Consider the following 23,583-nt stretch of genomic DNA (forward strand, 5'->3'; position numbering starts at 1 on the left):
GCGAAAGCGGCGCGGCACTACCAGGAATTCAAAATGCCCGGCGGATGTCCGATCAGGCCGCCAGCGAATCCAGGGCGGCTTCCAGCGCGTCCAGGTTCGGCAGCAGCGCGCTCTGCTCGCCCAGCAGCACACGCATGTGCACGATGTCCGGCAGGGTTTCTTCCGAGGCGTCAGCCAGCAGGCCGTCGCGCGGCACCGAAATCAGCTGCGGGAAGTTCTGCGTCAGCAGAGCGTAGTACGGGCGTTGCGCGTTGCCGCTGAGGGCCTTCAGCACCACCACCTTGTTGTGGCCGCCCACGGCTTCCTCGCCCAGCCCGGAAAGGCGCGCGAACGACACCAGCGGCACCTGCCAGCCATGCCAGCCGATCTCGCCGACCAGCCAGCGCGGCGCATCGGAGACCGGCTGCACCGGCACGCGCGACATCATTTCGGCCACGGTGGCATTGGGCAGCAGCACGCGCGCGTTGCCGGCCTGGATCAGGACGCCACGGATTTCGTCATTGCTGGCATAGCTCATGGTGCTTCTCCGTTGTCGTCCTGCTCACCCCAGCGCGCGGCAATCGCCTGCGCCAGTTCCTGCGGTTCACCGGCCACCATGCCGGCAGCAACCACCGCCGTGGCTGCAGCCGGGTCGTAGCAGCCCTCGCCCACCTGCCCGGCCACCCATGCACCGGCGGCGGCCAGATCCAGCGCCGGACCAACATGCGCAAGGTCAGCGCCGCTGAGCAGGACCAGCGCGGTGTGGTCAGCTGGCAGCGCGGCCATCGCAATGCCCTGCGCGTCGCTGACGAAATGCAGGCCGTCACTGGCTGCCTGCACGCCGATGTCATCGGCCAGCACGTGCACTTCACCCGGAGTTGCACGCTGGCCGGCTTCAGCCAGCTGCACCGGCAACGGCGACACGCGTGCCATCTGCTTGACCAGGTTGCCGTAGCGCCCGCCATCCAGGCGCATGTGCACCAGGACCGGCACGCTCAGCGAAGGCGGCAGCGCGCCGAGCAGGCGACGCAGCGCATCCGGGCCACCGATGCCGGCCAGCACCAGCAGCGATCCGGCGCGTGCGCCCACGGGCGCTGCGGCATCCAGATCGACCAGGCTCAGATGACCGGTATCGAAGGAAGGCAGCGGAGCCTCCACCGCAGCGTGGTGCGGAGCGGTTGCCGAGGCATCGGCCTCGTCCTCGACCAGCGACCAGGCGGTGTGGTCGAAGGAGACCGGCGGTAGCGGCGGTACTGCGGACGCGGTCTCTGCCAGCGACGGCAGTGCGGAGGCCTGCAGCGGCTCAGGCACCACCGGCTGCAGCGCGGCCAGCGCCTGTTCCAGCGCGATCGGTTCGTGCAGCTGTACAGGCGGCAAGTACAGAGTGTCAGCGGGGACCTCGTCGGCCCAGCTCAATGCCTGCTCCAGGTGCGGCTGCAGCGCTTCTTCCTGCGGCGCCGGTGCCGGTGCCGGGTGGCCCGGCTCCAGCTGCAGGCTGGGTTCTTCTTCGGCCCCCGGCGGCAACACCTGCTGGTGGCCATGCAGCTTGGCGGACAGATGACGGCCCCAGCGCTGAGCCTCCCAGCCATCACGACGTGCAGCCAGTTCGGCCTCGTCGAAGACCAGGGTCAGACCCGGTGCGGACAGCACCGCTTCCAGGCGCTCCAAGGCGTCCTCGATGGCGGCTTCTAGCGCGATCACCACGAACTGTGGGCGCGCCTCCTGCAGGACCCGCGCCTCCAGCGTGTTGGGATCATCTTCCAGCACCAGCTGCACATCGGCGTGCGACAACGCCTCACGCAGGCGCTCACGCGCCGCGCCGGGACGGGCCAGCAGGGCCACGGCCGGAGCCGCTTGGGTTTCACTCACGGACACGGGCGATCCCCAGCAGGTCGTACACGTTACGCATCAGGTCCAGTTCCTGGTACGGCTTGCCCAGGTAACGCTGGACACCGATCTCGAAGGCGCGCTGGCGGTGCTTGTCACCGCTGCGCGAAGTGATCATCACGATCGGCACGTCCCTGTAGCGCGGGTCGCCACGCATCGCGGTGGCGAGCTCGTAGCCATCCATGCGCGGCATCTCGATATCCAGCAGCATCAGGTCCGGCACGCGCTCTTCCAGGCGTTCCAGCGCTTCCACGCCGTCGCGGGCGACGCTGACCTCGAAGTTGTGGCGTTCGAGGATGCGGCCGGTGACCTTGCGCATCGTCAGCGAGTCGTCGACCACCATCACCAGCGGCACCTGGCGCTCCTGGCGCGGTGCGTTGGCCAGCACAGGCAGCGTCGGGTTGGCGAGGAAGCGGCGCACCAGCGGCGCCACGTCCAGGATCACCACCACGCGGCCATCGCCGGTGATGGTGGCACCGTAGATGCCCGGCACCGACGCGATCTGCAGGCCGACCGGCTTGACCACGATTTCGCGGTTGCCCAGCACCTGGTCGATCGCCACGGCGGCACGCAGATCACCGGCACGGACCAGCAGCAGCGGCACCTGGTCCTGGCCATCGGCACGCGCCAGGGCCTGCCCGACCAGGCTGCCGAGGTCGTACAGCGGATAGTCTTCGCCGCTGTAACGGTAGCTGCTGTCGGCGGCTTCGAAACGCTCGCGCGACAGGCGGCCGATACCACTGACCGAGGCCACCGGCACCGCGAAGGTGGTTTCGCCGATCTGCACGAACACCGCCTGGGTGACGGCCAGCGTCTGCGGCAGGCGCAGGGTGAAGCGTACGCCCTGGCCCCGCACCGACTGGATGTCGACCGAGCCACCGAGCTGGCGCACTTCGTTGCGCACCACGTCCATGCCCACGCCACGACCGGCCAGCTGGCTGACCTGGTCGGCGGTGGTGAAGCCGGACGCGAAGATCAGGTTGTCCAGCTCCTGCTCGTTCGGCTGCGCATCGGCGGCCAGCAGGCCACGGTCGATGGCGCGGCGGCGGATCGCCTCGCGGTCCAGGCCAGCACCGTCATCGGCCACTTCCAGCACGATTTCCGAACCTTCGCGGTGCAGGCGGATGGCGATCTCGCCCTCCTCCGGCTTGCCGGCGGCACGGCGCTGTTCCGGCGCTTCCAGGCCATGGGCCACGGAGTTGCGCAGCATGTGTTCCAGCGGCGCGACCATGCGGTCGAGGACGTTGCGGTCCAGTTCGCCGTGGGTTCCTTCCAGGGTCAGGTGGACCTGCTTGCCGGTATCCATGCCGGACTGGCGGACCACGCGGCGCAGGCGCGGCACCAGGCCATCGAACGGCACCATGCGCGCGCGCATCAGGCCATCCTGCAGCTCGGAGCTGACGCGCGACTGCTGCTGCAGCAGCGAATCGTACTGGCGCGACAGATCGTCCAGCACGCCCTGCAGGCCCCCCAGGTCGGCCGCCGACTCGTTCAGCGCACGGCTGAGCTGCTGCAGGGTGGAGAAGCGGTCCAGCTCCAGCGGATCGAACTTCTGGTCGGCCTGGTCCTGCTCGCGCTGGTAGCGGGCGACGATCTGCGCCTCGGTTTCCAGGTCGAGTCGCCGCAGCTGGTCGCGCAGTCGCGCATTGGTGCGCTCCAGTTCGCCCATGGCACCACGGAAGGCACCCAGCTGCTGTTCAAGCCGCGAGCGGTAGATCGCCACTTCACCGGCATGGTTGACCAGGCGGTCGAGCAGGTCGGCACGCACGCGCACCTGCTCCTGCTGCGGACGCGCCAGCGGATCTTCATCGACCACGCCCTCGGCCGGAAGCGGAGCCGACAGCGGCGCTTCGATCGGGGCCGCCAGTGGGCCCGCGGCCTGTGCGGGCACGGTCTCGATCTCGCTGGCCGCACGCGCGGCCGCAGCGGCTGCGGCGATATCGATGGTGGTGCGGACCTCGAAGGCTTCGACCAGATCCTGCGCCGGCTCCACCACGCGGTGCGCGCCGGTGCGGGTGAGCAGCTGGTGCAGGCGGTCAAAGCCACGCTCCAGCAGCTGCACGTCGCGACGTTCGATCTCGGTACGGCCAGCGGCCACCGCCTCCAGCAGCGATTCGATGCTGTGGCCAAGGTCGCCGATGGCATTGATGCCAGCCATGCGTGCGCCACCCTTCAGGGTGTGCAGATCACGCTGCAGGCCGGCCAGCACCTCGCGGTCCTGCGGTGCATCGCGCAGTTCGCTGATCAGGCCATCGCAGTGGTCGAGCAGGTCCTTGCCTTCCTCGACAAAGATATCGACCAGCTCGCGGTCGTACACGCTGAAGTCGAGTGCATCGGCGCCGTCTTCGGCATCCGCCGCAACAGGTGCCTGCTCGTGGTGCGGCGCACGCGGCACGATGTCGGTCGCTGCAACCTGTGCATCGGTATCGACCGTGCCCTGGCCCGGTGCGTCTTCCATTTCGAAGAAGCGCACCGCAGCAGTGCCGCCCTGCGGCGCCTCTGCGGTGATCTCCTCAATCACCGTCGCCGGGGACGGCTGATCGGCGCTCTCTCCTTCACCGACCGCCGCCTCCCCGCCGACGTCCGCATCCTCGGCAAAGGCATCTGCCTCACCCGGCGCGAGTTCGCTGGCCTGGAGGCCGATCACGGGCCATTGCCCGTCGTCGTCCAGGGTCTGCTCCTCCTCGATCACGTGCAGGCCGGCCTCGAGCGCGGCTGCCAGCGTGACCGGTTCTGCAAAACCCGGCACAGCCATTTCATCCTGCAGGCTCGACAGCTCGCTGTCGAGTGGCAGTGCAGCAGCGTCGTCAATGACGTTGTCATCGTCACTGTCCGAATCAAACGGCAACGGCGTATTCAGGTCGATCGCGTCAACTTCCGCAGACACCGGCAACTCTTCCGCGTCGCGGTCATCCACCGGCAGCGCACTGGCGTCGAGGTACGGCGACAGATCGTCCGCCATGGTCAGGTCAGCGTCGTCGACCGTCGCGATCGCCGGCACGGCATCTGATTCGTGCTGGGCAACATCAGGCGCACTTTCAATCGGCTGGATCGATTCAATCGCGCCGGTGTCGTCCGCGGCAGGTTCACCCTCGCCCGGCACCGACGGCCAGCCGGCGTCGAAGTAACGCGAAAGATCGTCGCTGGCGGTCAGCTCACCCACGTCCAGGCCGCTGTCGGCTGCGACGTCCAGCGCCTCCAGCCCGGTTGCAGCTGGAACCGGTTCCAGCGCATCTTCGGCATGCGACTGCGGCTCGGCAATGAGATCGGTCGCCGCATTGAAAGCGGACGGCATGCTGGTTTCGTCCAGCGTGTCCAGCCCGGCCAGCGGCGCTTCGGCCGCGGATGCCTGCTCGGCATCAGGCGCCAGCTCGACGGCCTCTTCGTCCTCGTCTTCCAGCGCGAACAGCGGCCAGCGCGCTTCCGGCAGCTCGCCGGCCAATGCCTGCAGCCGCTGTACCAACGCGCCCTGCGGAACAATCCGCGGCTGTTCGGCCTGCAGCGCCTCCATGGTCGCGGTGATCGCCTGCGCGGTCGCATCCAGTGCGGCTACGCCCTCGTCGCCAGGCACCACGTCGGCGGCCAGGGCGCGCTTGATGTAGGACTCGGCACCGCCGGTGACCGCCGTGATTTCCGGCACTTCGGTCATCGCGAAGGCGCCGTTCATGGTGTGCACCGCACGCAGCAGTGCGTCGCTGACCGGCTGCGGTGCCTGCTGCGCCGAGCGCAGCCATTCCTGCAGGGTCGCCTGGTGGAGTTCGACCTCGGCCTCAAGGATCTCGCGCAGTACGCTGTCGATGTTGGCCGGGGTACCGGCGTCTTCCGCCACCGCCGTGGCATCGGCCTGCGCCGACGCAGCGGCCTCGGCTTCCAGCAGGCGGCTGATTTCGTCTTCGCCTTCGGACTCGGCCAGTGTCGCTGCCGGTGCGGCCGCAGCCGGCAACGGCACGTAGAAGGTCTCCTCGCCGGCACCGACCCGATCGGCAATGGCCTGCATCGCCTGCAGGTCCACGCTGATGCGCTGGCCATGGCGCAGCGCGGCGTTCAGCTGCGGCAGCGCGGCATGGGCGTTGTCGACCATCGCCAGCACCGCCGGAGTCGCCGGGCGACTGCCATCGAGCACGCGATTGAGCATGCCTTCGATCTTCCAGGCGAACTCGCCCAGGGTGCGTGCACCCACCAGGCGGCCACTGCCCTTGAGGGTGTGGAAGATGCGGCGGATCGGCCGCAGCCGGTCCATGTTGTCCAGCTGCATGCGCCATGCCGGCAGCAGCGTGCCCAGGTTGGCCAGCTCGTCGTCGAACTCTTCCAGGAACACCTCGCGGATGTCCTCGTCGATGTTCTCGGCATCGTCGTCGAAGCCGGCCTCGAAGCCGGTCTCGGTGCCGGCCACGACCGGGATGTCCGCAGCGGGCGGAGCCGCCATGGCCTGCGGATTGAAATCGGCCGCCGCCGCGCTCAGCTCGGCGAAGAACTGCGCGTCGGCTTCGCTGAAGTCGATGGGCGCGATGGTGTCGATATCAATCACCGACACCGCCGGTGCCGGTGCCGGTGCATCGGAGACCGGCGTCAGCACCTCGGCCATCGGCGCGGGCACGTCCTCCTGCACATCCGCCGGAACCGCGTCCGCTTCGGCAACCACAGGGCTTTCGTCCACCCGCACGGGTGCAGCGGGATCGACGATCTCCAGCGCCGGGTGCAATCCGGCATCGTCGTCCAGCGACAGCGTCTCCATCGCGTGCAGCGACAGCACGTCGTCGGCATTGTCCAGCGCATCGGCGTCGAAACGGAACACCACGTCGTCACCGGCGGCGACCACATCGTGCTCGGCAGCCACCGGGTCGAACACGGGCGCGGCAACGTCAGCGGTGTCAAAAGGCACCGACGCGTCGACGTCGTCCTCGACATCCATCACAGCCACATCGGCCAATGCCGGCGGTGTTGCCTCCGACAGTGTCCACTGCGGCGCCGGTTCCACGCTGGTTTCGGCCCGTTCGAAACTGACCGGGTCGAAGCTGGCGAAGGTCGGACTGCGCTCGTCTTCGGCACTCGCGGTCGGCTCGGAGTCCGGATGGAACGGTGCGAGATCCCATTGCGGTACCTCGGGCGCAGGCGCGCTGGACGCGGCGAAGACCAGCGGTGCATCCGCGTCGTCATGCAGCGACAGCGGTGTGGAGGCGACACTCCCCAGCGCCCCGAACATCAGGCGGTTGTCCACCACCTCCGGTGCAGGCGCGGCCGGTGGCGGATCGAAGGTGAAGTCCGGCAGCGGCACCGGCACCGTGCCGGCGGCGGGCGCGGCCGGCTGCACCGGAATCTCGATGGGCTCCGGCTGTACCGGCTCGGCCTGCAGCGCGATCGGCTCGCGGTCCACCAGCAGCGATGCGAACGGAATCGGCGCGGCGGCAACAGGCGCCACCGCATTGCGGTCCGGCAACGGCCAATAGCGCAACGCTTCAAGGCTGCTGCGGGTGATGTCGAGGATGTCCTCGCGGCCCGGGCGGCGGTCGCGCAGAGCCTCGAGGTAGTACTCCAGGCTGGCCATGGCATCGGCCAGGGTGTCCAGCTGGCGGCCACTGGGCACGCGCTGGCGACCGATCAGCTCGGCTTCGATGTACTGCTGCACACCGCGCAGGTAATCGGCGGCGGTGTTCAGGTCGAGCATGCGCAGCGCACCGGACACATCGCCCAGCAGGCGCGGCACGTCCTGCAGCTCGGCATGGTTCCAGCTGGTTTCAATGAAAGCGACGAAATGCTCGCGGGCGGCGGCGAAGTTGGCGATGGCCTCATGTGCCAGCACCTCCACCGTGCGCCGGTTCTCCATCGCGCTGGGGTCATCTTCGCCACTGCCGCCGGCGCCCAGATGGGCGACCTGGTCGTCCAGCGACGCGTCCACGTAGAGCAATGCGCCGGCGATATCCAGCAGCAGGTTCTCGTCGATCTGCTGGCGCCCTTCGACCACGCCACGCAGCGCATCGCGCTGCTGCACGACCACCCCGCGGGCAACGCCCAGGCCCATCATGCCCAGCGTATCGGCCACGGCGCCAAGTTCGTTGGCCTGGGTCTGCAGCTGTTCGGGCGCACCGCCAGTACGCAGGTGCAGGTCCAGCGCATCCTTGATACGCAGCAGTTCTTCCTTCACCGCGCTGCCCACGGTATCCAGCAGCTCGCGGTTGCGCCCGCTCAGGCTGCCACGGGCATGGTCCAGCTCGGCCTCGGTGGCGCTGACGCTGTCCGGCGCGAACGCCAGCAGCACGCTGTCATGCACCCCTTCTTCGCCCCGCGCGGCACGGATTTCGTTGAGCAGCGGCATCAGCACGATCGGAATGTCGCGGTGACCGTTCTGCAGGCGCTCCAGGTAATCGGGCAGCAGCACGCTGCCGCGCATCAGGGTCGCGCAGGCTTCATCCCGATCAGCCACGCTACCGGCGCCGATGGCATTGGCCAGCTGCTCCAGCTCCTCGGCCACCATCGCCGGGGCGTACAGCTCGACCATGCGCAGGGTGCCCTGCACCTGGTGCAGGTAGCCGGCGCAGATGCGCATGCGGCTGGCATCGGCCGGGTCTTCCGCGTAGTACTCGACCTCGTTGCGCACCTGGCGCAGGGTCTCGTCCAGCTCGGGCTTGACCCAGCCCAGCGCTGCGTGGCTCATCGCATCGCGCAGACTGCTCATGGACGCGCTCCGGTCGCCGCCGCGCGGAAGCCGCGCGAGTTCTGGCGTGGGGAATGGAAATGCTTCATCGACTGGTTCCTTGCTCGCCGCCCTGCCCGCGTCACGCCGGCAGCTTGAAGTCGGCGACCGAACGGCGCAGGTCGGCCGCCAGCTGCGCGAGGTGACCGATCGATTCGGCGGTCTGCCCGGCACCCTGCGAGGTCTGGCCGGTGATCTGCCGGATCACGCCCATGGTGCGGGTGATGTCCGAGGCCGCAGCCGACTGCTGCTGGGCGGCGATGGAGATGTTCTTGATGAGGGTGTTCAGTGCATTGGACACGCGCTCGATTTCGGTCAGTGCGGTGCCGGCGTCCTCGGCCAGGCGTGCACCGGACACCACTTCGGCGGTGGTCTGTTCCATCGAGGTGACCGCTTCGTTGGTATCGGCCTGAATGGCCTGGACCAGGTTCTCGATGCGTCGGGTTGCGCCCGAGGTGCGTTCTGCCAGGCGCTGCACTTCGTCGGCCACGACCGCGAAACCGCGGCCCGCTTCACCGGCCGAAGCCGCCTGCACCGCCGCGTTCAATGCCAGGATGTTGGTCTGCTCGGAAATGTCGTTGATCAGTTCCACGATCGAGCCGATTTCCTGCGAGGACTCACCCAGGCGCTTGATGCGCTTGGAGGTTTCCTGGATCTGGTCACGGATCTGGTCCATGCCCTGGATGGTCTCGCGCACCACGCCGGCACCTTCGGCGGCGATCACCACCGAGCGTTGTGCCACGTCGGCCGACTCGGCCGAGTTGCGCGACACCTGTTCGATGCTCGCCGCGATTTCGCCGATGCGGTCCGAAGCCGAGGTGATCTGGTTGGCCTGGTGGCCCGCCGCTTCTGCCAACTGCATGGCGGTGGCCTGGGTTTCCTGGGTGGACAGCGCGACCTTGGCCGAGGTGTCGTTGATGGTGGTCACCAGGTGGCGCAGCTCGTCGACGGCGTAGTTGATCGCGTCGGCGATGGCGCCGGTCATGTCCTCGGTCACCGAGGCCTTCACTGTCAGGTCGCCCTCACCCAGCGAGGAGATTTCGTCCAGCAGCCGCATGATCGCCTGCTGGTTGCGGCTGTTGAACTCCACCTGGGTCTGGTAGCGCAGTTCCTGCTCGCGCGAGCGGCTGCGCACGTTGGTGGAGACGAAGCCGATGATCGCGATCAGCGACAGCGCACCGGACACCACGCCGATCCAGAAGTTCGGGAACAGGCGGGTGTCGGACACCGAGCCGAACGAGGAGAACGCCTCGAACAGCTTGCGGCTGTCGTCCAGCATGTGTGCCGACCCCTGGCCCAGCGCAGTGGCCGCCGACTGTGCGGCGAACAGCTGGCGCGAGCTGGCCAGGATCGCGTCGGCGTCCTGCTTCATTGCTTCCCACTTCTGCTGCGACTGCTCCAGTGCGGCCACGGCAGCAGCACCGCGCACGGCAGTGATGCCCAGTTCCTCGTTGCCGTTGCGCAGGCCGTCGAGCACCTGCGAGAACACGGTGATGTCGCGTGCCAGTGCATCGCCGGACGTCGCCGCAGCGCTGCCACCGGCGCGCATTTCGGTCACGCGACGGGCCATGGAGCCGGCCACCACCACCTGCTGCAGGGCGCTGTACACCTGCGACGACGGCGCGCCGGAGGCGGACATCGCACGCACCAGCTCGTTCAGCTGGGCCTGCAGGCCCGGCACCGCGCCGGTGAAGTTGTTGGCATTGCCGGCCAGCGCCAGCACCGCCGGTTCACTGGCGACCAGCTGCCCGGCCTGCTTGCCCAGCGGCGCCCAGGTTTCGGCCAGGGTGGCGATCGCACCCGACACGCCCGGCTCCTTGCCGTAGCGCCCCTGCAGGGTCGACACGTTCTGTTCGATCGCGTTGCGGGTGGCCTTGAAGGCGGTGAACGCCTGCGCGTTGCCGCCCACCGCGTCACGGCCCTGGTTGGCCAGCTGCTGCGACAGCACCTGCAGGTCGGCTGCCTTGGAACCGGCATCGGCCAGGCGACTGCCCTGCCAGGTGGCGACGCCGGTGTTGACGCCGAACAGGATCATCGATGCCAGCAGCAGGAACAGCCAGAGGTTGCTGCCGCCCAGCCGCAGCTTGCCGGTCTTGGTGGCGTCCGAAGCAGTACTCATCGTTCAACCTCGATCTTCAATGCAGGGGGCGATGCCCGGCCTCAGGCCGCGGCTTGCCGGAATTCAGGGGTACGCGACAGCAGCGAGAGCGAGAACACGCCCCAGTCGTGGCCGTCGGCGTGGAAGGCGCGATCGACGAAGTGGCCGTAACGTCCTTCGGCCAGCGTGCCGGCCGCGATCTGCTGGTCCAGTTCGAAGCTGCGCTGGCCGAACAGTTCATCGATGGTCAGCGCGACGTCGCCGCCGGCCTGGCGCATGATCAGCACGCGCTGGCCTTCCTGCTGCACGGTACGCGTGCCTTCCAGGAAGTACTTCAGGTCGACCACCGGGAACAGGTTGCCGCGCAGGTTGCCCACGCCCAGCAGCCACGGCTGCGCGCACGGCACCGGGGTCACCGGCGGCATCGGCACGATTTCCACCACTTCGCGGAAATCGGACACCAGCCGGCGCTGGCCGACGCGGTAGCCCACGCCACGCCAGAGGTCCTGGGCGAACTGCCGTTCGGGCAGCTGCACCGCATGGGCCAGGCTGCGCCGTTCGTAGGCTTCGAGAATGTCGAAGGGCGAGCGCATCAGGCCACCAGTTCGTTGATCCGCGCGATCAGTTCATCCTCGCGCGGCGGCTTGACGATGTAATCGGCTGCACCCTGGCGCAGGCCCCATGCCTTGTCGGTTTCCATCGCCTTGGTGCTGACGATGATCACCGGGATGTGCTTGATCGCTGCGTCACGGGCCATCGCGCGGGTGGCCTGGAAGCCGCTCATGCCGGGCAGGACCACGTCCATCAGTACCAGCTGCGGCACCTGGTCGCGGACCAGCTGCAGTCCATCCTCGGCGTTGTCCGCTTCCAGCACCTCATGGCCGGCACGGCGCAGCCACTGGGTGAACACCGCGCGGTCGGTCGGTGAATCCTCGATCAGAACGATACGAGCCATTGTGCCTTTCCCCCCTGGTCAGGCGTTGACGTATGTGCGGATGGCACCCAGCAGTTCTTCACGCGTGAAAGGCTTCGTCAGGTACTGCTCCGAGCCGACGATGCGTCCCCGCGCCTTGTCGAACAGGCCATCCTTGGACGACAGCATGATGACCGGGGTCGCCTTGAACAGCTGGTTGCCCTTGATCAGCGCACAGGTCTGGTAGCCGTCCAGGCGCGGCATCATGATGTCGACGAAGATGATCTGCGGTTGCTGGTCTGCGATCTTCGCAAGCGCTTCGAAGCCGTCGGTGGCGGTGACCACCTCGCAGCCTTCGCGCTTGAGCAGCGTTTCCGCAGTCCTGCGGATGGTCTTCGAATCATCGATGACCATCACCCGGAGTCCTGCGAGTTCCCCGCCCGCAGTCGTGTTTTCAGTCATTGCCTATCCCCAAGCGCACGGCCCGATCTCTGGCGGGGGCCGCTACGAAAGCGTATCTATATCGCACTTTCCGCGCCCGCTTCAAGGCCGCCCCATGGCGCGGGGCATGGCACCCTCCTGAACGTGACGGGTTTCGCAATGCGTGCGCGACCGCCGGGCGGACGCTGCGTTGCAGTAAGGCGGGGAGGCGCGCGACCGGCGTTGCCGCTACCATCAACGCCTTGCCAGACAGGTGCGCCCATGCCGTTGAACGTCATCGTGGTGATGGACCCCATCGCCCACATCAAGATCGCCAAGGACACCACCTTCGCCATGTTGCTGGAAGCCCAGCGCCGCGGCCATGCCCTGCACTACGTGCGCCCGGGCGGGTTGGCCCTGGAAGGTGGCGTGGCGGTGGCCCAGACCGCACCGCTGCAGGTGCGCGACGACCCGGCCGGCTGGTATGAGCTGGGTGCGTTCAGCCGTACCGAGTTCGGTCCCGGCCAGATCGTGCTGATGCGCAAGGACCCTCCGGTCGACGCCGAGTACATCTACGACACCCAGGTGCTGGACGTGGCCGCCGCTGCCGGTGCCTGCGTGGTCAACAACCCGCAGGGCCTGCGCGACTACAACGAGAAGCTTGCCGCCCTGCTGTTCCCGCAGTGCTGCCCGCCGACCCTGGTCAGCCGCGATGCCAAGGCGCTGAAGGCCTTTGCCCTGGAACACGGCCAGGCGGTTCTGAAGCCGCTGGATGGCATGGGCGGCCGCTCGATCTTCCGCAGCGGCCAGGGCGATCCGAACCTGAATGTGATCCTGGAAACCCTGACCGACGGCGGCCACAGGATGGCGCTGGCACAGAAGTTCATTCCCGACATCACCGCCGGCGACAAGCGCATCCTGCTGGTCGATGGCGAACCCGTCGACTACTGCCTGGCGCGCATCCCGCAGGGTGATGAATTCCGCGGCAACCTCGCCGCCGGTGGCCGCGGCGAAGGCCGCCCGCTGAGCGAGCGCGACCGCTGGATCGCCGCCCAGGTCGGGCCGGAGATGAAGCGTCGCGGCATGCGCTTCGTCGGCCTGGACGTGATCGGTGATTACCTGACCGAGGTCAACGTGACCAGCCCGACCTGCGTGCGCGAACTGGACGCACAGTACGGCCTGAACATTGCCGGCACCCTGTTCGACGCACTCGAGGCCGGCCTGCGCTGATGTCTGCCGCACCTGCCGTACTGCCCCCGCCGCCGCGCGAAGCGCAACGGCTGGGGGCGACCATCGCGCTGTCGGTGCTGGTCCACGCCCTGCTGATCCTGGGCGTGGGCTTCGCCGTGAAGGGCGATGCACCGCTGGTGCCGACGCTGGAAGTGATCTTCAGCCAGACCCGCACCGCACTGACGCCGAAGCAGGCTGATTTCCTGGCCGCAGCCAACCAGGAAGGCGGTGGCGAACACGACCGCGCACAGCGTCCGCGTGACAACCAGGCCGGCATCGTGCCGCAGGCCCAGTCCGGAATCAGCCCGATTCCGCAGCAGCAGCAATCGGCCGCACCGGTTCCGCCGCCGCAGGCGCGGGTGGTCAGCAGCCGCAATGGCGAAGAGGTGGTCGCGCAGGCGCAGTCCCGGCCCACGCCGGATCAGCCCGAACCGGACGCACCGCTGAGCGCGCGCGAGCAGCGCGATGTGGAAATGGCCCGCCTGGCCGCTGAAGTGCACCTGCGCTCGGCGCAGTACGCCAAGCGTCCGAACCGCAAGTTCGTGTCGGCCAGCACGCGCGAATATGCCTATGCCAACTACCTGCGTGCCTGGGTCGATCGCGCCGAGCGCGTCGGCAACCTGAACTACCCGGACGAGGCCCGGCAGCGCCGCCTGGGTGGCCAGGTGGTGATCAGCGTGGGGGTGCGCCGCGATGGCAGCGTGGAAAGCAGCCGGATCCTGCGTTCGAGCGGGACGCCGTTGCTGGATGAGGCCGCACTGCGGGTGGTGAAGCTGGCGCAGCCGTTCCCGCCGTTGCCGAAGACCGAGGATGAGATCGATATCCTGCAGGTCACGCGCACGTGGGTGTTCCTGCCGGGCGGCACCCTGCACGACGACCGGTAGGGTTTGTTGCCCGGGCCTGCGGCCCGGGACCCGCTGAACGTCAACGTCAACGTCAACGTCAAAGGCGGCGGTTGGACTGTGGATTTGGTGTGGCGGGGTGGCTGGCCAGGACACGCCGTAAACCCATCCTTGGGGGCTCGATGGCGCCATCCATGGCGCCAACGGTCCTGCCCAGCCACCCCGCCCCACCTCTGACAGATCCCGGCGCATCGCGTCCCGCTCCGCTGTTGGTAGGTGTCGACCTTGGTCGACACACATCCACGCCACGCGTGGATGCGAGCGAAGCGACCCGCTTTTGACTTTGATTTTCTTTTGATTTTCCGTGGCGGACGCACACGGAGACTGTCAGAGGTCGGGCGGGGTGGGTTCGCGGGGGTATCCGCGCCATGGATGGCGCGGCTAAGCCCCCAGGGACGGGTTCACGGCGTCCCCCGCGAACCCACCCCGCCCGGCCAAGCGCGGCTTTTGATTTACGCGATCAACCAACCCCGCCACGAGGGGCTCAGCCGTTGGCCTTCGCCTTCGCCTCGCGCGCGGCCTGTTGCTCGACCAGGGTCAGTGCCACGTTGTCGCGCAGGTACGCCGGCTCGACCTTCTCCGGTGCGATGGCTTCGCCGCGGGCGAAGGCCGGCACCGCCAGTGCCAGCACGTCCGACGCCCGCGGCAACGCAGTGGCATCAACGCCGCGCAGGCCAGCGCCCAACTGCGTAACAAGCGCACCCTCGGCCGCACCAAACCCGGTACCAACGCCGTAGGCGGACAGCCCTTCCGGTAGCGATACCGCAGCGGGTGCGCATACGCGCTCGGCATCACGCACCACCGGCAGGCCGTCCACACGCTCGAAGCGCGCGACATACAGTTCGCCCATCCGCGCATCGATCGCTGACAGGATCTGAGTTTCTTCCGCCGGTGCCCGCAACGCCAGCACCTGCAGCGTCGAGACCGGCAACAGCGGACGGTCCAGTGCCAGTGCGATGCCCTGGGCAATCGCGATAGCCAGGCGTACGCCAGTGAACGCACCCGGGCCGCGGCTGAGCGCGATGCCGTCCAGCTGGCGGCGGCTGATGCCGGCTTCGGCCAGCAGCGCCTCCGCCCACGGCAGGCTCAGTTCGGCGTGCCGGCGCGGGGCGATCTCGAAGCGTTCCAGCACCTGCCCATCGACATGCAGGGCAACGGAACAGGCTTCGGTGGCGGTTTCAAAGGCGAGCAGTTTCATCGGATCGGGTCAGAACAAGGGGAACGTGGCACCGGGCCCCGGCTCGGGGCCGGTCGCAACAGCGACTGGGGCAGCCGCATCATCGGCCGCAGGCGACCATTGTGGCGTAAAGAAGGCCTGCACATCGGCCAGGCTGCGAGTACGCCGGAACGGCGGCAGCGAATCGAGGAAGACCCGGCCATAGCCACGGTTGAGCAGGCGCGGGTCACACAGTACCAGCACGCCACGGTCGCTCTCGCTGCGGATCAGGCGGCCGACGCCCTGCTTCAGCGCGATCACCGCCTGCGGCAATTGCTCGTCGCGGAACGGATTGCCGCCCTGGCTGCGGATCGCCTCCAGCCGCGCCTCGTACACCGGGTCATCCGGCGCCGCGAACGGCAGCTTGTCGATCATCACCACGCTCAGCGCTTCGCCGACCACATCCACGCCCTCGCGGAAACTGGCCGAGCCCAGCAGCACGCCATTGCCCGATTCACGGAAGCGCTGCAGCAGCGTCGCACGCGGCGCCTCACCCTGCACGAACAGCGGCCACGGCCCGTCGCGCAATGCCTCGGCGGCCTCACGCAATGCACGGTGCGAGGCGAACAACAGGAAGGCCCTGCCCTGCGAGGCCTGCAACACCGGCCGCAAGGTCTGGATCAGCGCGGTGCCAAACCCGCGCGCCGCCGGATCGGGCAGGCCTTCGGGCAGGTAGCACAGCGCCTGCTCGGGCCAATTGAACGGGCTTGGCTGCACCAGCGTGTGCGGATCGTCCAGGCCCAGGCGGGTGGCGATGTGATCGAAACCACCGCCAACGGTCAGCGTTGCCGAAGTGAAGATCCACGCGGCACGGCTGCGCTCGCGATGCTCACGCAGCGGACCGGACACATCCATCGGCGTGCGCTGGCAACGGAAACCACGCGGCGTAAGCTCGTACCAGAGCACATCGGCCGCACTGCTCGCTTCCGACGGATCGGTGTCGAAATCGAGAGTGGGTTCGTCATCGCCCAGCCAGCGGCTGAGCCGCGAGACCGCCTCGCGCGCCCGCGCATGACAGGCATCCAGACCCGCCGCCGCTTCGCGCAGCGGCTGCAATGCCTGCTCCAGGGTCACCAACCCTGCCATCACCGTATCGAATCCGTCGCGCACCTGTGGCATCGCCAGCGCGCGCCATTGCGTGCCACGCGGAGGCAGTCCCTCCATCGCCGAACGCAGCGCCAGCAGCGCCTGCTGCAACTGGTCGACCGGTTCCTGCAGCGCCGACTGCGCGCCGCCCACACCGCGTGCTTCAGCCAGGCAATCGCGCCCGAGCTCCTGCCACGGGCGCATGCCAAAACCCTCGCCGAAGAACTGCGCGGCCAGTTCGGGCAACTGGTGCGCCTCGTCGATGACGAAGGCCTGGGCGCCCGGCAGCAGTTCACCGAAGCCATCCTGCTTCAGGGCCAGATCGGCCAGCAGCAGGTGATGGTTGACCACCACCACATCGGCAGCCTGTGCACGCTGCCGCGCACGCACCACGAAGCAGTCATCCCAGAACGGGCAATCGGTGCCCAGGCAGTTGTCGACGGTGGAGGTGACCATCGGCAGCAATGGGGAGTCGTCGGCCAGCCCGTCGAGCTCGGCGATGTCACCGAACTCCGAGCGACCGGACCAGGCCAGGATGCGCTGGAACTGCGCCGCCTGTTCAGGGCTGGAAAAACGCGGCTCGCCGCGCGCCTGCTGCAGGCGATAGCGGCACAGGTAGTTCGCACGCCCTTTCAGCAGCGCACTGCGCAGGCCGACCCCGAGTGCTTGACGCACCCGTGGCAGATCGCGGTGGTAGAGCTGGTCCTGCAGCGCGCGGGTGCCTGTGGAGATGATGGTGCGCAACCCGGACAGCAGCACCGGCACCAGATAGGCAAACGTCTTGCCGGTGCCGGTACCGGCCTCGGCCAGCAGCAGATCACGCTGCTGCAGCGCATCGGCGATGGCTTCGGTCAGGTGCAGCTGTGCCGGACGCGGGACGAATGCATCCAGGTGCGAGGCGAGCGCGCCGCCGTCGCTGAGGGCTTCGCGGCTGGCATGGACAAGGTCGGACATCAGAGGGAAAGGATACCCGGCCGGGCGCTGCCCGGCACCCGTTTCAAGCCAGAGCCAGAGCACCAGCAACGGCAACGGTGTTGTTCACGGCTCTGGGTTTCTGCGTGCAGGGTGGGGCGGGAGGGGCAGGCAGGACACGCCGTAAACCCATCCATGAAGTGACCCCCGGGAGTTGGACACCAGATCCAACCCCGAGGGATACATGAACAAATACGACGCGCGTTTCAAACTGCAGGTCGCCAAAGAGGCCTGCAAGACCTCCACATCGGTCAAAGCCATTGCCCGTCGCCACGGCCTGGAGTTCTCCACGGTCAGGCGCTGGGTGGCGACCTATCGGCTGCATGGTAGGCGGGGATTTCATCGCCAGGCCCGGTCCTATGACCTCCCGTTCAAACTGGCTGTCCTGGAGAAGATGAGCCAGGACGGCTTGTCCGGGCGGGAGGCCACCACCTACTTTCAAATTGGCGATGCCGCGCGGTGGGGCGATGGCGGCGCCTGTATGCTCAAGGCGGTGCCCAAGCGTTGGCACCCCCTCCGCCGCCGCCCCGAAAGCCGATGAAAAAGACCCGTTCGTCCAAGCCACCTGAGGATATGAGCCGCGATGAGCTGCTCAAGGAAGTCGCCTATCTGCGTGCGGAGACCGACTACCTAAAAAAACTCGATGCCTTGATCCGGGAAGAGCAGGCGGCGCAGGACGCAAAGCGCAAGCCGTCCAAGGATTGAGGCAGGTTCATACGCTGTCGCTTCTGCTCGAAGCAGCTGAGCTGTCACGCAGTACGTTCTATTACCAGAACCATGTCCTGGCCCATCCGGATCAGGATGAGGCAGCCCTGTGCGAGCGCATCCGTGCAATCTACGATCAAAGCCAAGGGCGCTATGGCTATCGCACGGTGACGCTGGAATTAGCCAATCAGGGTCATCGGACCAATCACAAGCGGGTTCAGCGCCTGATGGGGGAGATGGGACTGAAATCGCGGGTGCGTGTGAAGCGCTACCAGGCCTTCAAGGGGGCGGCCAATGTTGTGGTTGGCAATGACCTCAATCGCCAGTTCCATGCCGAGCGGCCCAACCAGAAGTGGGTGACTGACGTGACCGAGTTCAAGGTGCAGGGCATGAAGCTGTACCTGTCGCCGATCATGGACCTCTACAACGGCGAAATCGTGGCTTATCAGATCAAGCGTCGGCCCGTATTTGATCTGGTGGGTCAAATGCTGGAGGAGGCCATCAAGAAGCTTTCCCCGGATGAGCGCCCGATGATCCACTCCGACCAGGGCTGGCAGTACCAGCATGAAAACTACCGGCATATGCTGGAAAAGCACTCGTTGAAGCAAAGCATGTCCCGGCGCGGCAACTGCCTGGACAATGCGGCGATGGAGAGCTTCTTTGGAACGCTGAAGTCGGAGTTCTTCTACCTGAACAGCTTTGACAGCCTCGAGAGTCTGGAGGCTGGGCTGGTGGAATACATCCAGTACTACAACGAAGAGCGCATCAAACTGAAACTGAAAGGTCTGAGCCCGATAAAGTACCGGGAGCAGGCCCAATCGGCCGCCTGACCCCGTCCAAGTCTCGGGGGTCACTTCACCATGGGGGCTCGATGGCGCCATCCATGGCGCCAACGGTCCTGCCTGCCCCTCCCGTCCCACCCTCGACAGTTTCCCGGTGACGGATGCACGGGCGGTGTAGCGTCGAGCTTGCTCGACTGGGATTTCAGAAGCGGTGGGTGGAACAGGAAAGAAGAATGACGGCGAGTGCGCGCAGCGCGCGACCCGCTCTTGATCTGATTTTTTCTTTTCCGTGGCTGGACGCACACGGAAACTGCCAGGGGCCGGGCGGGTGGGCTGCGCAGGGGCGTGAGCCGCATGGATGCGGCGACCGAGCTTACACGGACGTGCTTGCAGCGCCCCCTGCGCAGCTCACCCGCCCGGCCCACCTCGCCGACCCGCAGTCGAGCAAGCTTGTATGTTCCTCCCGGCTCCTACGCGGTATGTAGGAGCCAGGGTGGAGGGACCGTCAAGCATGCATCTGCGGATACTAGCCGACAGACGAGTCGAGCGATCCCCATCCCGCACACGAACGTCGATAAAGGATCGTACGGCCCCCAAAGGGGATCGTCGATGTAGGCAAGCTAACGTCGGTGCGGTACCACCCCAGCCCCTTAAAGATAGCTGGGAGCCGTACAAATGTCTGATTCTCTCGATATTGGCGTGGACGTGGACTCCAAGGAGTTCGTACCGGCAGTGGCCGACCGCAAGGCTTACGACAGGATCGCCAACACCCGGGCCGGCATAGCCCAGTGGCTCAACACCTTGCCCCAGCGATGCCGGATTGGCATGGAGGCGACGGGGCGGTACTACGAGTTGTTGGCTCGGATGGCTGGCCAGGCAGGCCACGTTGTCTATGTGATCAATCCACGTCTGATCAAGTACTACGGCCGGGCGACGGGCTCGCGTGGCAAGACGGACGCCATGGACGCCGAAGCGATCGCCCGGTACGTGAAGAAGGAGAGCGATCGCCTGCGTGAATACGTACCGCGTACCGACGAGCAGCAGCAGATGCACGATTTGCTGCGCAAGCGGCAGACGCTGGTAAAGACACGCGCGCGCCTGGAGCAATCCTTCGGGGTAAGCAAAAGTGCCCCCGGGGAGCTGTCAGATCTGTTCTGCGCTCTGGCTGGGACGCTGTCCGAGCTGGAAAGCGAACTGCAGCGCTTGGGTCGCGATGGAGAGCATGGCGCGCTCTACAAGCGCCTGTTGACCATCCCTGGTATCGGCCCTGCCGTCGCCGCTCACCTGATCTACTACATGACGCGCTGGCCGTTGGCCAACGCCAACGCGTGGATCGCCTGCACCGGCCTGGATCCCCGGCCCAACGAGTCTGGCGGCAGAACGGGACGGCGTCGGCTGTCCAAACAGGGCGCGCCAGTGCTGCGCCAGATGCTCTACATGGCCGCAATGGGGCTCAAGCGGTGTCGCCGGGGGCAACCGCTCTACGACGAGCTGTCAAAACGCGGTCACCCCAGCACCGCCGTCTTCAACATCCTGGCCAGAAAGCTGGCCAGGATCGCCTGGGGTGTCTTCAAAAGCGGCCGGGACTTCGATCCGGCCATGCTGAAGGTGGGTCAAGCCTGCTTCCAGCAGGCTTGACCACGAACATAGGATCTCGACTCTACGCAGTATGCCCAGCCACGAGGGGCTGCGCCGTTGGCCGGAAACTCAGTACCGCTTGATCCCCGGCACGGTGCAGCCTTCCAGCTGCGCATGCGCCGACACCGCATTCTCCTTCTCGCCGCGCGCCAGACGCGACTGCTCGATCGTCGCCCAGTGCCGGCGGCACAGCGGCCCGGTCTTCGAGCCCAGATCCACCGCCTTGCGCGCGAACGTCTCAGCCTGTGCCCATTGGCCCTGCAGCAGCGCCAGCTCGGCACGCTCCTGCAACACCGCCGGGTCACCGGCCACGATTTCCAGCGCGTGGTCCAGGCTGCTGGCGGCACCGGCCAGGTCGTTGGCCTGGCGCTGCGTCTGTGCGGTCACCCGCAGGTCTTCCACCTGCGAATCACGCAGCGGCTGCACCGACAGCTCCTTGTCGTCCGGACCTGCGGCCGCATCCACCGCAGCCAGGCGCTGTGCCGGCGTAGTGGTATCAACCGGCGGCTTGGCCACCGGCGGTGCGCTGCTGACGCAGGCGGCCAGGGCCAGGCTGAGGCCGGTCAGGGCCAGGGGCTGCAGCATGGATCGCATGTTCATCGGCATCATCGGCTCGGAGGAGGAGTGGCGGCGGCGGGCGCCGCAGCAGGTTCAGCAGGCGGCTCAGGCTTGCGGTCCAGGCCGAACCAGCTACGCCAGCCACCGCCCTCGCCTTCGGCACCCTGCCCGTCCGGCGACACCGCCGGCGCACACGGTGCATAGGCCGGCGCGTAGCCCACCACGAACGGGAAACGACGCGCGCCCGGACAGCCTTCATCCGTGCTGTTGAGTCCGGTCGGCGCCACCGACTGCCAGTCCAGGCCCTTGTTGCTGACCCGCAGCGGCGCACTCGGCAGGCGCTGGAAGATGCCCGACCAGACCCGCATCGCGCCGGTGGCACCGTACAGGCCGGCCTGCTCGTTCTGGTCGTTGCCGATCCAGATCACCGCCAGATGATCGCCGGTGTAACCGGCGTACCAGCTGTCGCGGCCATCGTTGGTGGTACCGGTCTTGCCGGCCGGCTGCAGGCGGCCGAGGCCATCGGCGTTGAGCCGCTGCGCGGTGCCGCTGGCAACCACCTGCTGCAGGCCGACACTGATCAGGTTGGCGGCAATCGAGTCGCCTTCCTGGGCCGGTGCCGGGGTCTTGTCGTAACGCTTGAGCAGCTTGCCCTGCGGATCGAGCACGCCACGCACCGCATGCAGCGGCTGGATTTCGCCACCGGACGCGAGGAACTGGTACAGCTGGGCCATCGCGTACGGGCTCTGGTCGGTCGAACCGAGAATCACCGCCGGATTCGCCTCGGCCTTGATGCCGGCCAGCACGTGGATCAGCTGGGTCACGCGCTCGGGGCCGACCTGCATGCCCACGCGCACCGTGGCCTGGTTGTAGGAATGCGCCAGCGCGTCGATCAGGCGCACGGTGCCGTGGCTGCGGTTGTCGGCATTGCCGGGATTCCAGTTGCGGCCGCGGCCGAGCTGCACGGTCACCGGTGAATCGTCGACCCAGCTGGCCAGCGAGTAGCGGTCCGGCTGCGCCAACGCGAGCAGGTACACGAACGGCTTCAGCAACGAGCCGACCGGGCGCTGTGCTTCGATCGCACGGTTGAAGCCGACTTCGGACACTTCACGGCTGCCGATTACCGCCAGCACGTCACCGTTGTGCACGTCGGTCAGCACCATGCCGGCCTGCAGTTCGGGGCGACGCTTGCTCTCCAGCGACTTGATGGTGCGGGTCACCGCGCCTTCGGCATAGGCCTGCGCGGACGGCGACATGCCGGTCATCACGCTCAGGCCGGCGCCCTGCAGGGCAGATTCCGGATAGTCGTGACCCAGTTGGCGGCGGACCAGATCGACATAGGCGGGGAAGCGGTTGGCGGCAACCAGGCCCGGCGTCTTGGGCACGCCCAGCGGGGCCTTCAACGCACGCTGGTACTCGGCGTCATCGATCAGCGTGGCTTCGTGCAGTTTGCCCAGCACGAAGTTGCGGCGATCCAGCGCGCGTTCCGGATTGCGCCGCGGGTCGTAGAAGGACGGGCCCTTGACCAGGCCGATCAGCAGCGCGATCTGCTCGGTCTCCAGCGACTGCAGGTCGCGACCGAACCAGAACTCGGCGCCAGAGGACATGCCATGGATCGCCTGGCTGCCACGCTGGCCCAGATACACCTGGTTGAGGTAGGCCTCGAAGATGGTGCGCTTGTCGTAGCGCGCTTCCATGATCAGCGCGTAGAGCACTTCGTTGAATTTGCGGGTAACCGTCTGCTCCTTGCCGATGCCAAGCAGGCCGCTGCGGGCCAGCTGCTGGGTCAGCGTAGAGGCGCCCTGACGGCTCTGGCCACCGGAGCGGATGGTTACCCACACCGCACGGGCGATGCCGGACAGGTCGATGCCGTGGTGGCGGTTGAAGTCCTTGTCCTCCACCGCCTGCAGGCCGGTCACCAGCAGGTCCGGCGCCTCGTCCATGCGGATCAGGCGGCGTTCTTCCTGCTTCTGGCCGTACAGGGTGGCGATGCGGGCCGGGTCCAACCGCGCGGCCTTCAAGGCCTTGCGGTTGTCGGCGTCGCGCAGCGAGGCGACCGCACCATCGGCCAGTGACAGCTCGAGCCGGCGCGGGGCAACCCGGCCATCGACGTCGTTGTAGCCGCGGCTGGAGATGACGAAGCGCCCGCCGTTCACCGCATAGGTGGCCGGCTCCTTGCCCTGGCCGTCATCGCGGTAGGCGGAGGCGGCCAGCTCGGTCTTCAGCGTGGACGCATCCATCGCCTTGCCGGGGGTGAGCACCAGCGGGCGCGCGTAGACGCGCGTCGGGATCTGCCAGCGCAGCTCGCCGAAACGCTGGGTCACCTGCTGGTTCAGGTACAGCGTATAGGGAATGAGGAAACCCAATCCCAACGCGACCGCAGCCATGCTCCAGGTGATCAGCCGGCGCCGCCACAGCGGGCCGTTGTCCTGCTGGTCGTCGTCGTCGAAATCGTCGATGTCGTCGGAATCGTAGCGTCGGGGCACGGGAATGCGAGAATGTAGGG

14 protein-coding genes and 1 pseudogene are annotated in these 23,583 nt (G+C 67.3%); 4 read left to right on the top strand and 11 right to left on the bottom strand.

Annotated elements, in window-relative coordinates; genetic code table 11:
• Window positions 1-52: 52 nt before the first annotated feature.
• The 7 genes from ACZK45_RS16385 to pilG all read right to left on the bottom strand — a co-directional run bounded on the left by ACZK45_RS16385 (window position 53) and on the right by pilG (window position 12,030).
• Entirely contained in the window at window positions 53-517 is a 465-nt protein-coding gene (locus ACZK45_RS16385; RefSeq protein ID WP_006385148.1) for a chemotaxis protein CheW, read from the bottom strand.
• Entirely contained in the window at window positions 514-1,854 is a 1,341-nt protein-coding gene (locus ACZK45_RS16390; RefSeq protein ID WP_478444925.1) for a chemotaxis protein CheB, read from the bottom strand. The genes ACZK45_RS16385 and ACZK45_RS16390 overlap by 4 nt, the downstream gene beginning before the upstream one ends.
• The gene (locus ACZK45_RS16395; protein ID WP_478444926.1) at window positions 1,841-8,539 is read right to left on the bottom strand and encodes an Hpt domain-containing protein; all 6,699 of its coding nucleotides are present in this window, start codon (window positions 8,537-8,539) and stop codon (window positions 1,841-1,843) included. Before ACZK45_RS16395 ends, ACZK45_RS16390 begins: the two co-directional genes overlap by 14 nt.
• A gap of 100 nt (window positions 8,540-8,639) precedes the next feature.
• On the bottom strand, window positions 8,640-10,676 hold the full coding sequence (locus ACZK45_RS16400) for a methyl-accepting chemotaxis protein (RefSeq protein WP_032130100.1): 2,037 nt from the start codon (window positions 10,674-10,676) through the stop codon (window positions 8,640-8,642).
• Between the two features lie 41 nt (window positions 10,677-10,717).
• Window positions 10,718-11,248 (bottom strand): chemotaxis protein CheW, encoded by a 531-nt coding sequence (locus tag ACZK45_RS16405; RefSeq protein WP_005410716.1) that lies wholly within the window; start codon window positions 11,246-11,248, stop codon window positions 10,718-10,720.
• The gene (locus tag ACZK45_RS16410) at window positions 11,248-11,610 is read right to left on the bottom strand and encodes a response regulator (RefSeq protein ID WP_005410717.1); all 363 of its coding nucleotides are present in this window, start codon (window positions 11,608-11,610) and stop codon (window positions 11,248-11,250) included. The genes ACZK45_RS16405 and ACZK45_RS16410 overlap by 1 nt, the downstream gene beginning before the upstream one ends.
• 18 nt (window positions 11,611-11,628) lie before the next feature.
• Complete coding sequence (gene pilG / locus ACZK45_RS16415; RefSeq protein WP_005418455.1) at window positions 11,629-12,030, bottom strand: twitching motility response regulator PilG; 402 nt, start codon at window positions 12,028-12,030, stop codon at window positions 11,629-11,631.
• A 240-nt stretch (window positions 12,031-12,270) separates the two neighbouring features.
• Here pilG and gshB point away from each other — a divergent pair, with 240 nt between their 5' ends.
• Both gshB and ACZK45_RS16425 read left to right on the top strand, forming a co-directional pair.
• On the top strand, window positions 12,271-13,218 hold the full coding sequence (gene gshB / locus ACZK45_RS16420) for a glutathione synthase (RefSeq protein ID WP_012511876.1): 948 nt from the start codon (window positions 12,271-12,273) through the stop codon (window positions 13,216-13,218).
• Window positions 13,218-14,102, top strand: coding sequence for an energy transducer TonB family protein (locus tag ACZK45_RS16425; protein WP_125895864.1), 885 nt, complete (start codon window positions 13,218-13,220; stop codon window positions 14,100-14,102). Before gshB ends, ACZK45_RS16425 begins: the two co-directional genes overlap by 1 nt.
• Before the next feature lie 502 nt (window positions 14,103-14,604).
• Here ACZK45_RS16425 and tsaB read toward each other — a convergent pair.
• Complete coding sequence (gene tsaB, locus ACZK45_RS16430; RefSeq protein ID WP_478444927.1) at window positions 14,605-15,318, bottom strand: tRNA (adenosine(37)-N6)-threonylcarbamoyltransferase complex dimerization subunit type 1 TsaB; 714 nt, start codon at window positions 15,316-15,318, stop codon at window positions 14,605-14,607.
• 9 nt (window positions 15,319-15,327) lie between these two features.
• Window positions 15,328-17,376 carry an ATP-dependent DNA helicase gene (locus ACZK45_RS16435; protein ID WP_478444928.1) on the bottom strand — a complete coding sequence of 683 codons (2,049 nt, stop codon included), beginning with the start codon at window positions 17,374-17,376 and terminating at the stop codon, window positions 15,328-15,330.
• 202 nt (window positions 17,377-17,578) lie between these two features.
• Here ACZK45_RS16435 and ACZK45_RS16440 point away from each other — a divergent pair.
• A pseudogene (locus tag ACZK45_RS16440) lies at window positions 17,579-18,929 on the top strand (IS3-like element ISStma2 family transposase).
• A gap of 684 nt (window positions 18,930-19,613) precedes the next feature.
• A complete protein-coding gene (locus ACZK45_RS16445; RefSeq protein ID WP_478444929.1) occupies window positions 19,614-20,519 on the top strand; it encodes an IS110 family transposase in 906 nt (301 codons plus the stop codon).
• A gap of 69 nt (window positions 20,520-20,588) precedes the next feature.
• On the opposite strand, the gene ACZK45_RS16450 is transcribed toward ACZK45_RS16445, so the two are convergent.
• On the bottom strand, window positions 20,589-21,128 hold the full coding sequence (locus ACZK45_RS16450) for a hypothetical protein (RefSeq protein WP_180837845.1): 540 nt from the start codon (window positions 21,126-21,128) through the stop codon (window positions 20,589-20,591).
• On the bottom strand, window positions 21,125-23,563 hold the full coding sequence (gene mrcB, locus ACZK45_RS16455) for a penicillin-binding protein 1B (protein WP_032130201.1): 2,439 nt from the start codon (window positions 23,561-23,563) through the stop codon (window positions 21,125-21,127). Before mrcB ends, ACZK45_RS16450 begins: the two co-directional genes overlap by 4 nt.
• Window positions 23,564-23,583: the final 20 nt, after the last annotated feature.

The organism is Stenotrophomonas sp. 63632_Sma, assembly GCF_056482875.1.

Excerpts from the sequence above, each read along its gene's own strand:
- ACZK45_RS16425 (WP_125895864.1), top strand. The coding sequence starts at position 13,218 with ATGTCTGCCGCACCTGCCGTACTGCCCCCGCCGCCGCGCGAAGCGCAA.
- gshB (WP_012511876.1), top strand. The coding sequence starts at position 12,271 with ATGCCGTTGAACGTCATCGTGGTGATGGACCCCATCGCCCACATCAAG.
- ACZK45_RS16385 (WP_006385148.1), bottom strand. The coding sequence starts at position 517 with ATGAGCTATGCCAGCAATGACGAAATCCGTGGCGTCCTGATCCAGGCC.
- ACZK45_RS16435 (WP_478444928.1), bottom strand. The coding sequence starts at position 17,376 with ATGTCCGACCTTGTCCATGCCAGCCGCGAAGCCCTCAGCGACGGCGGC.
- pilG (WP_005418455.1), bottom strand. The coding sequence starts at position 12,030 with ATGACTGAAAACACGACTGCGGGCGGGGAACTCGCAGGACTCCGGGTG.
- ACZK45_RS16450 (WP_180837845.1), bottom strand. The coding sequence starts at position 21,128 with ATGATGCCGATGAACATGCGATCCATGCTGCAGCCCCTGGCCCTGACC.
- ACZK45_RS16400 (WP_032130100.1), bottom strand. The coding sequence starts at position 10,676 with ATGAGTACTGCTTCGGACGCCACCAAGACCGGCAAGCTGCGGCTGGGC.
- ACZK45_RS16405 (WP_005410716.1), bottom strand. The coding sequence starts at position 11,248 with ATGCGCTCGCCCTTCGACATTCTCGAAGCCTACGAACGGCGCAGCCTG.
- ACZK45_RS16410 (WP_005410717.1), bottom strand. The coding sequence starts at position 11,610 with ATGGCTCGTATCGTTCTGATCGAGGATTCACCGACCGACCGCGCGGTG.
- ACZK45_RS16395 (WP_478444926.1), bottom strand. The coding sequence starts at position 8,539 with ATGAGCAGTCTGCGCGATGCGATGAGCCACGCAGCGCTGGGCTGGGTC.
- tsaB (WP_478444927.1), bottom strand. The coding sequence starts at position 15,318 with ATGAAACTGCTCGCCTTTGAAACCGCCACCGAAGCCTGTTCCGTTGCC.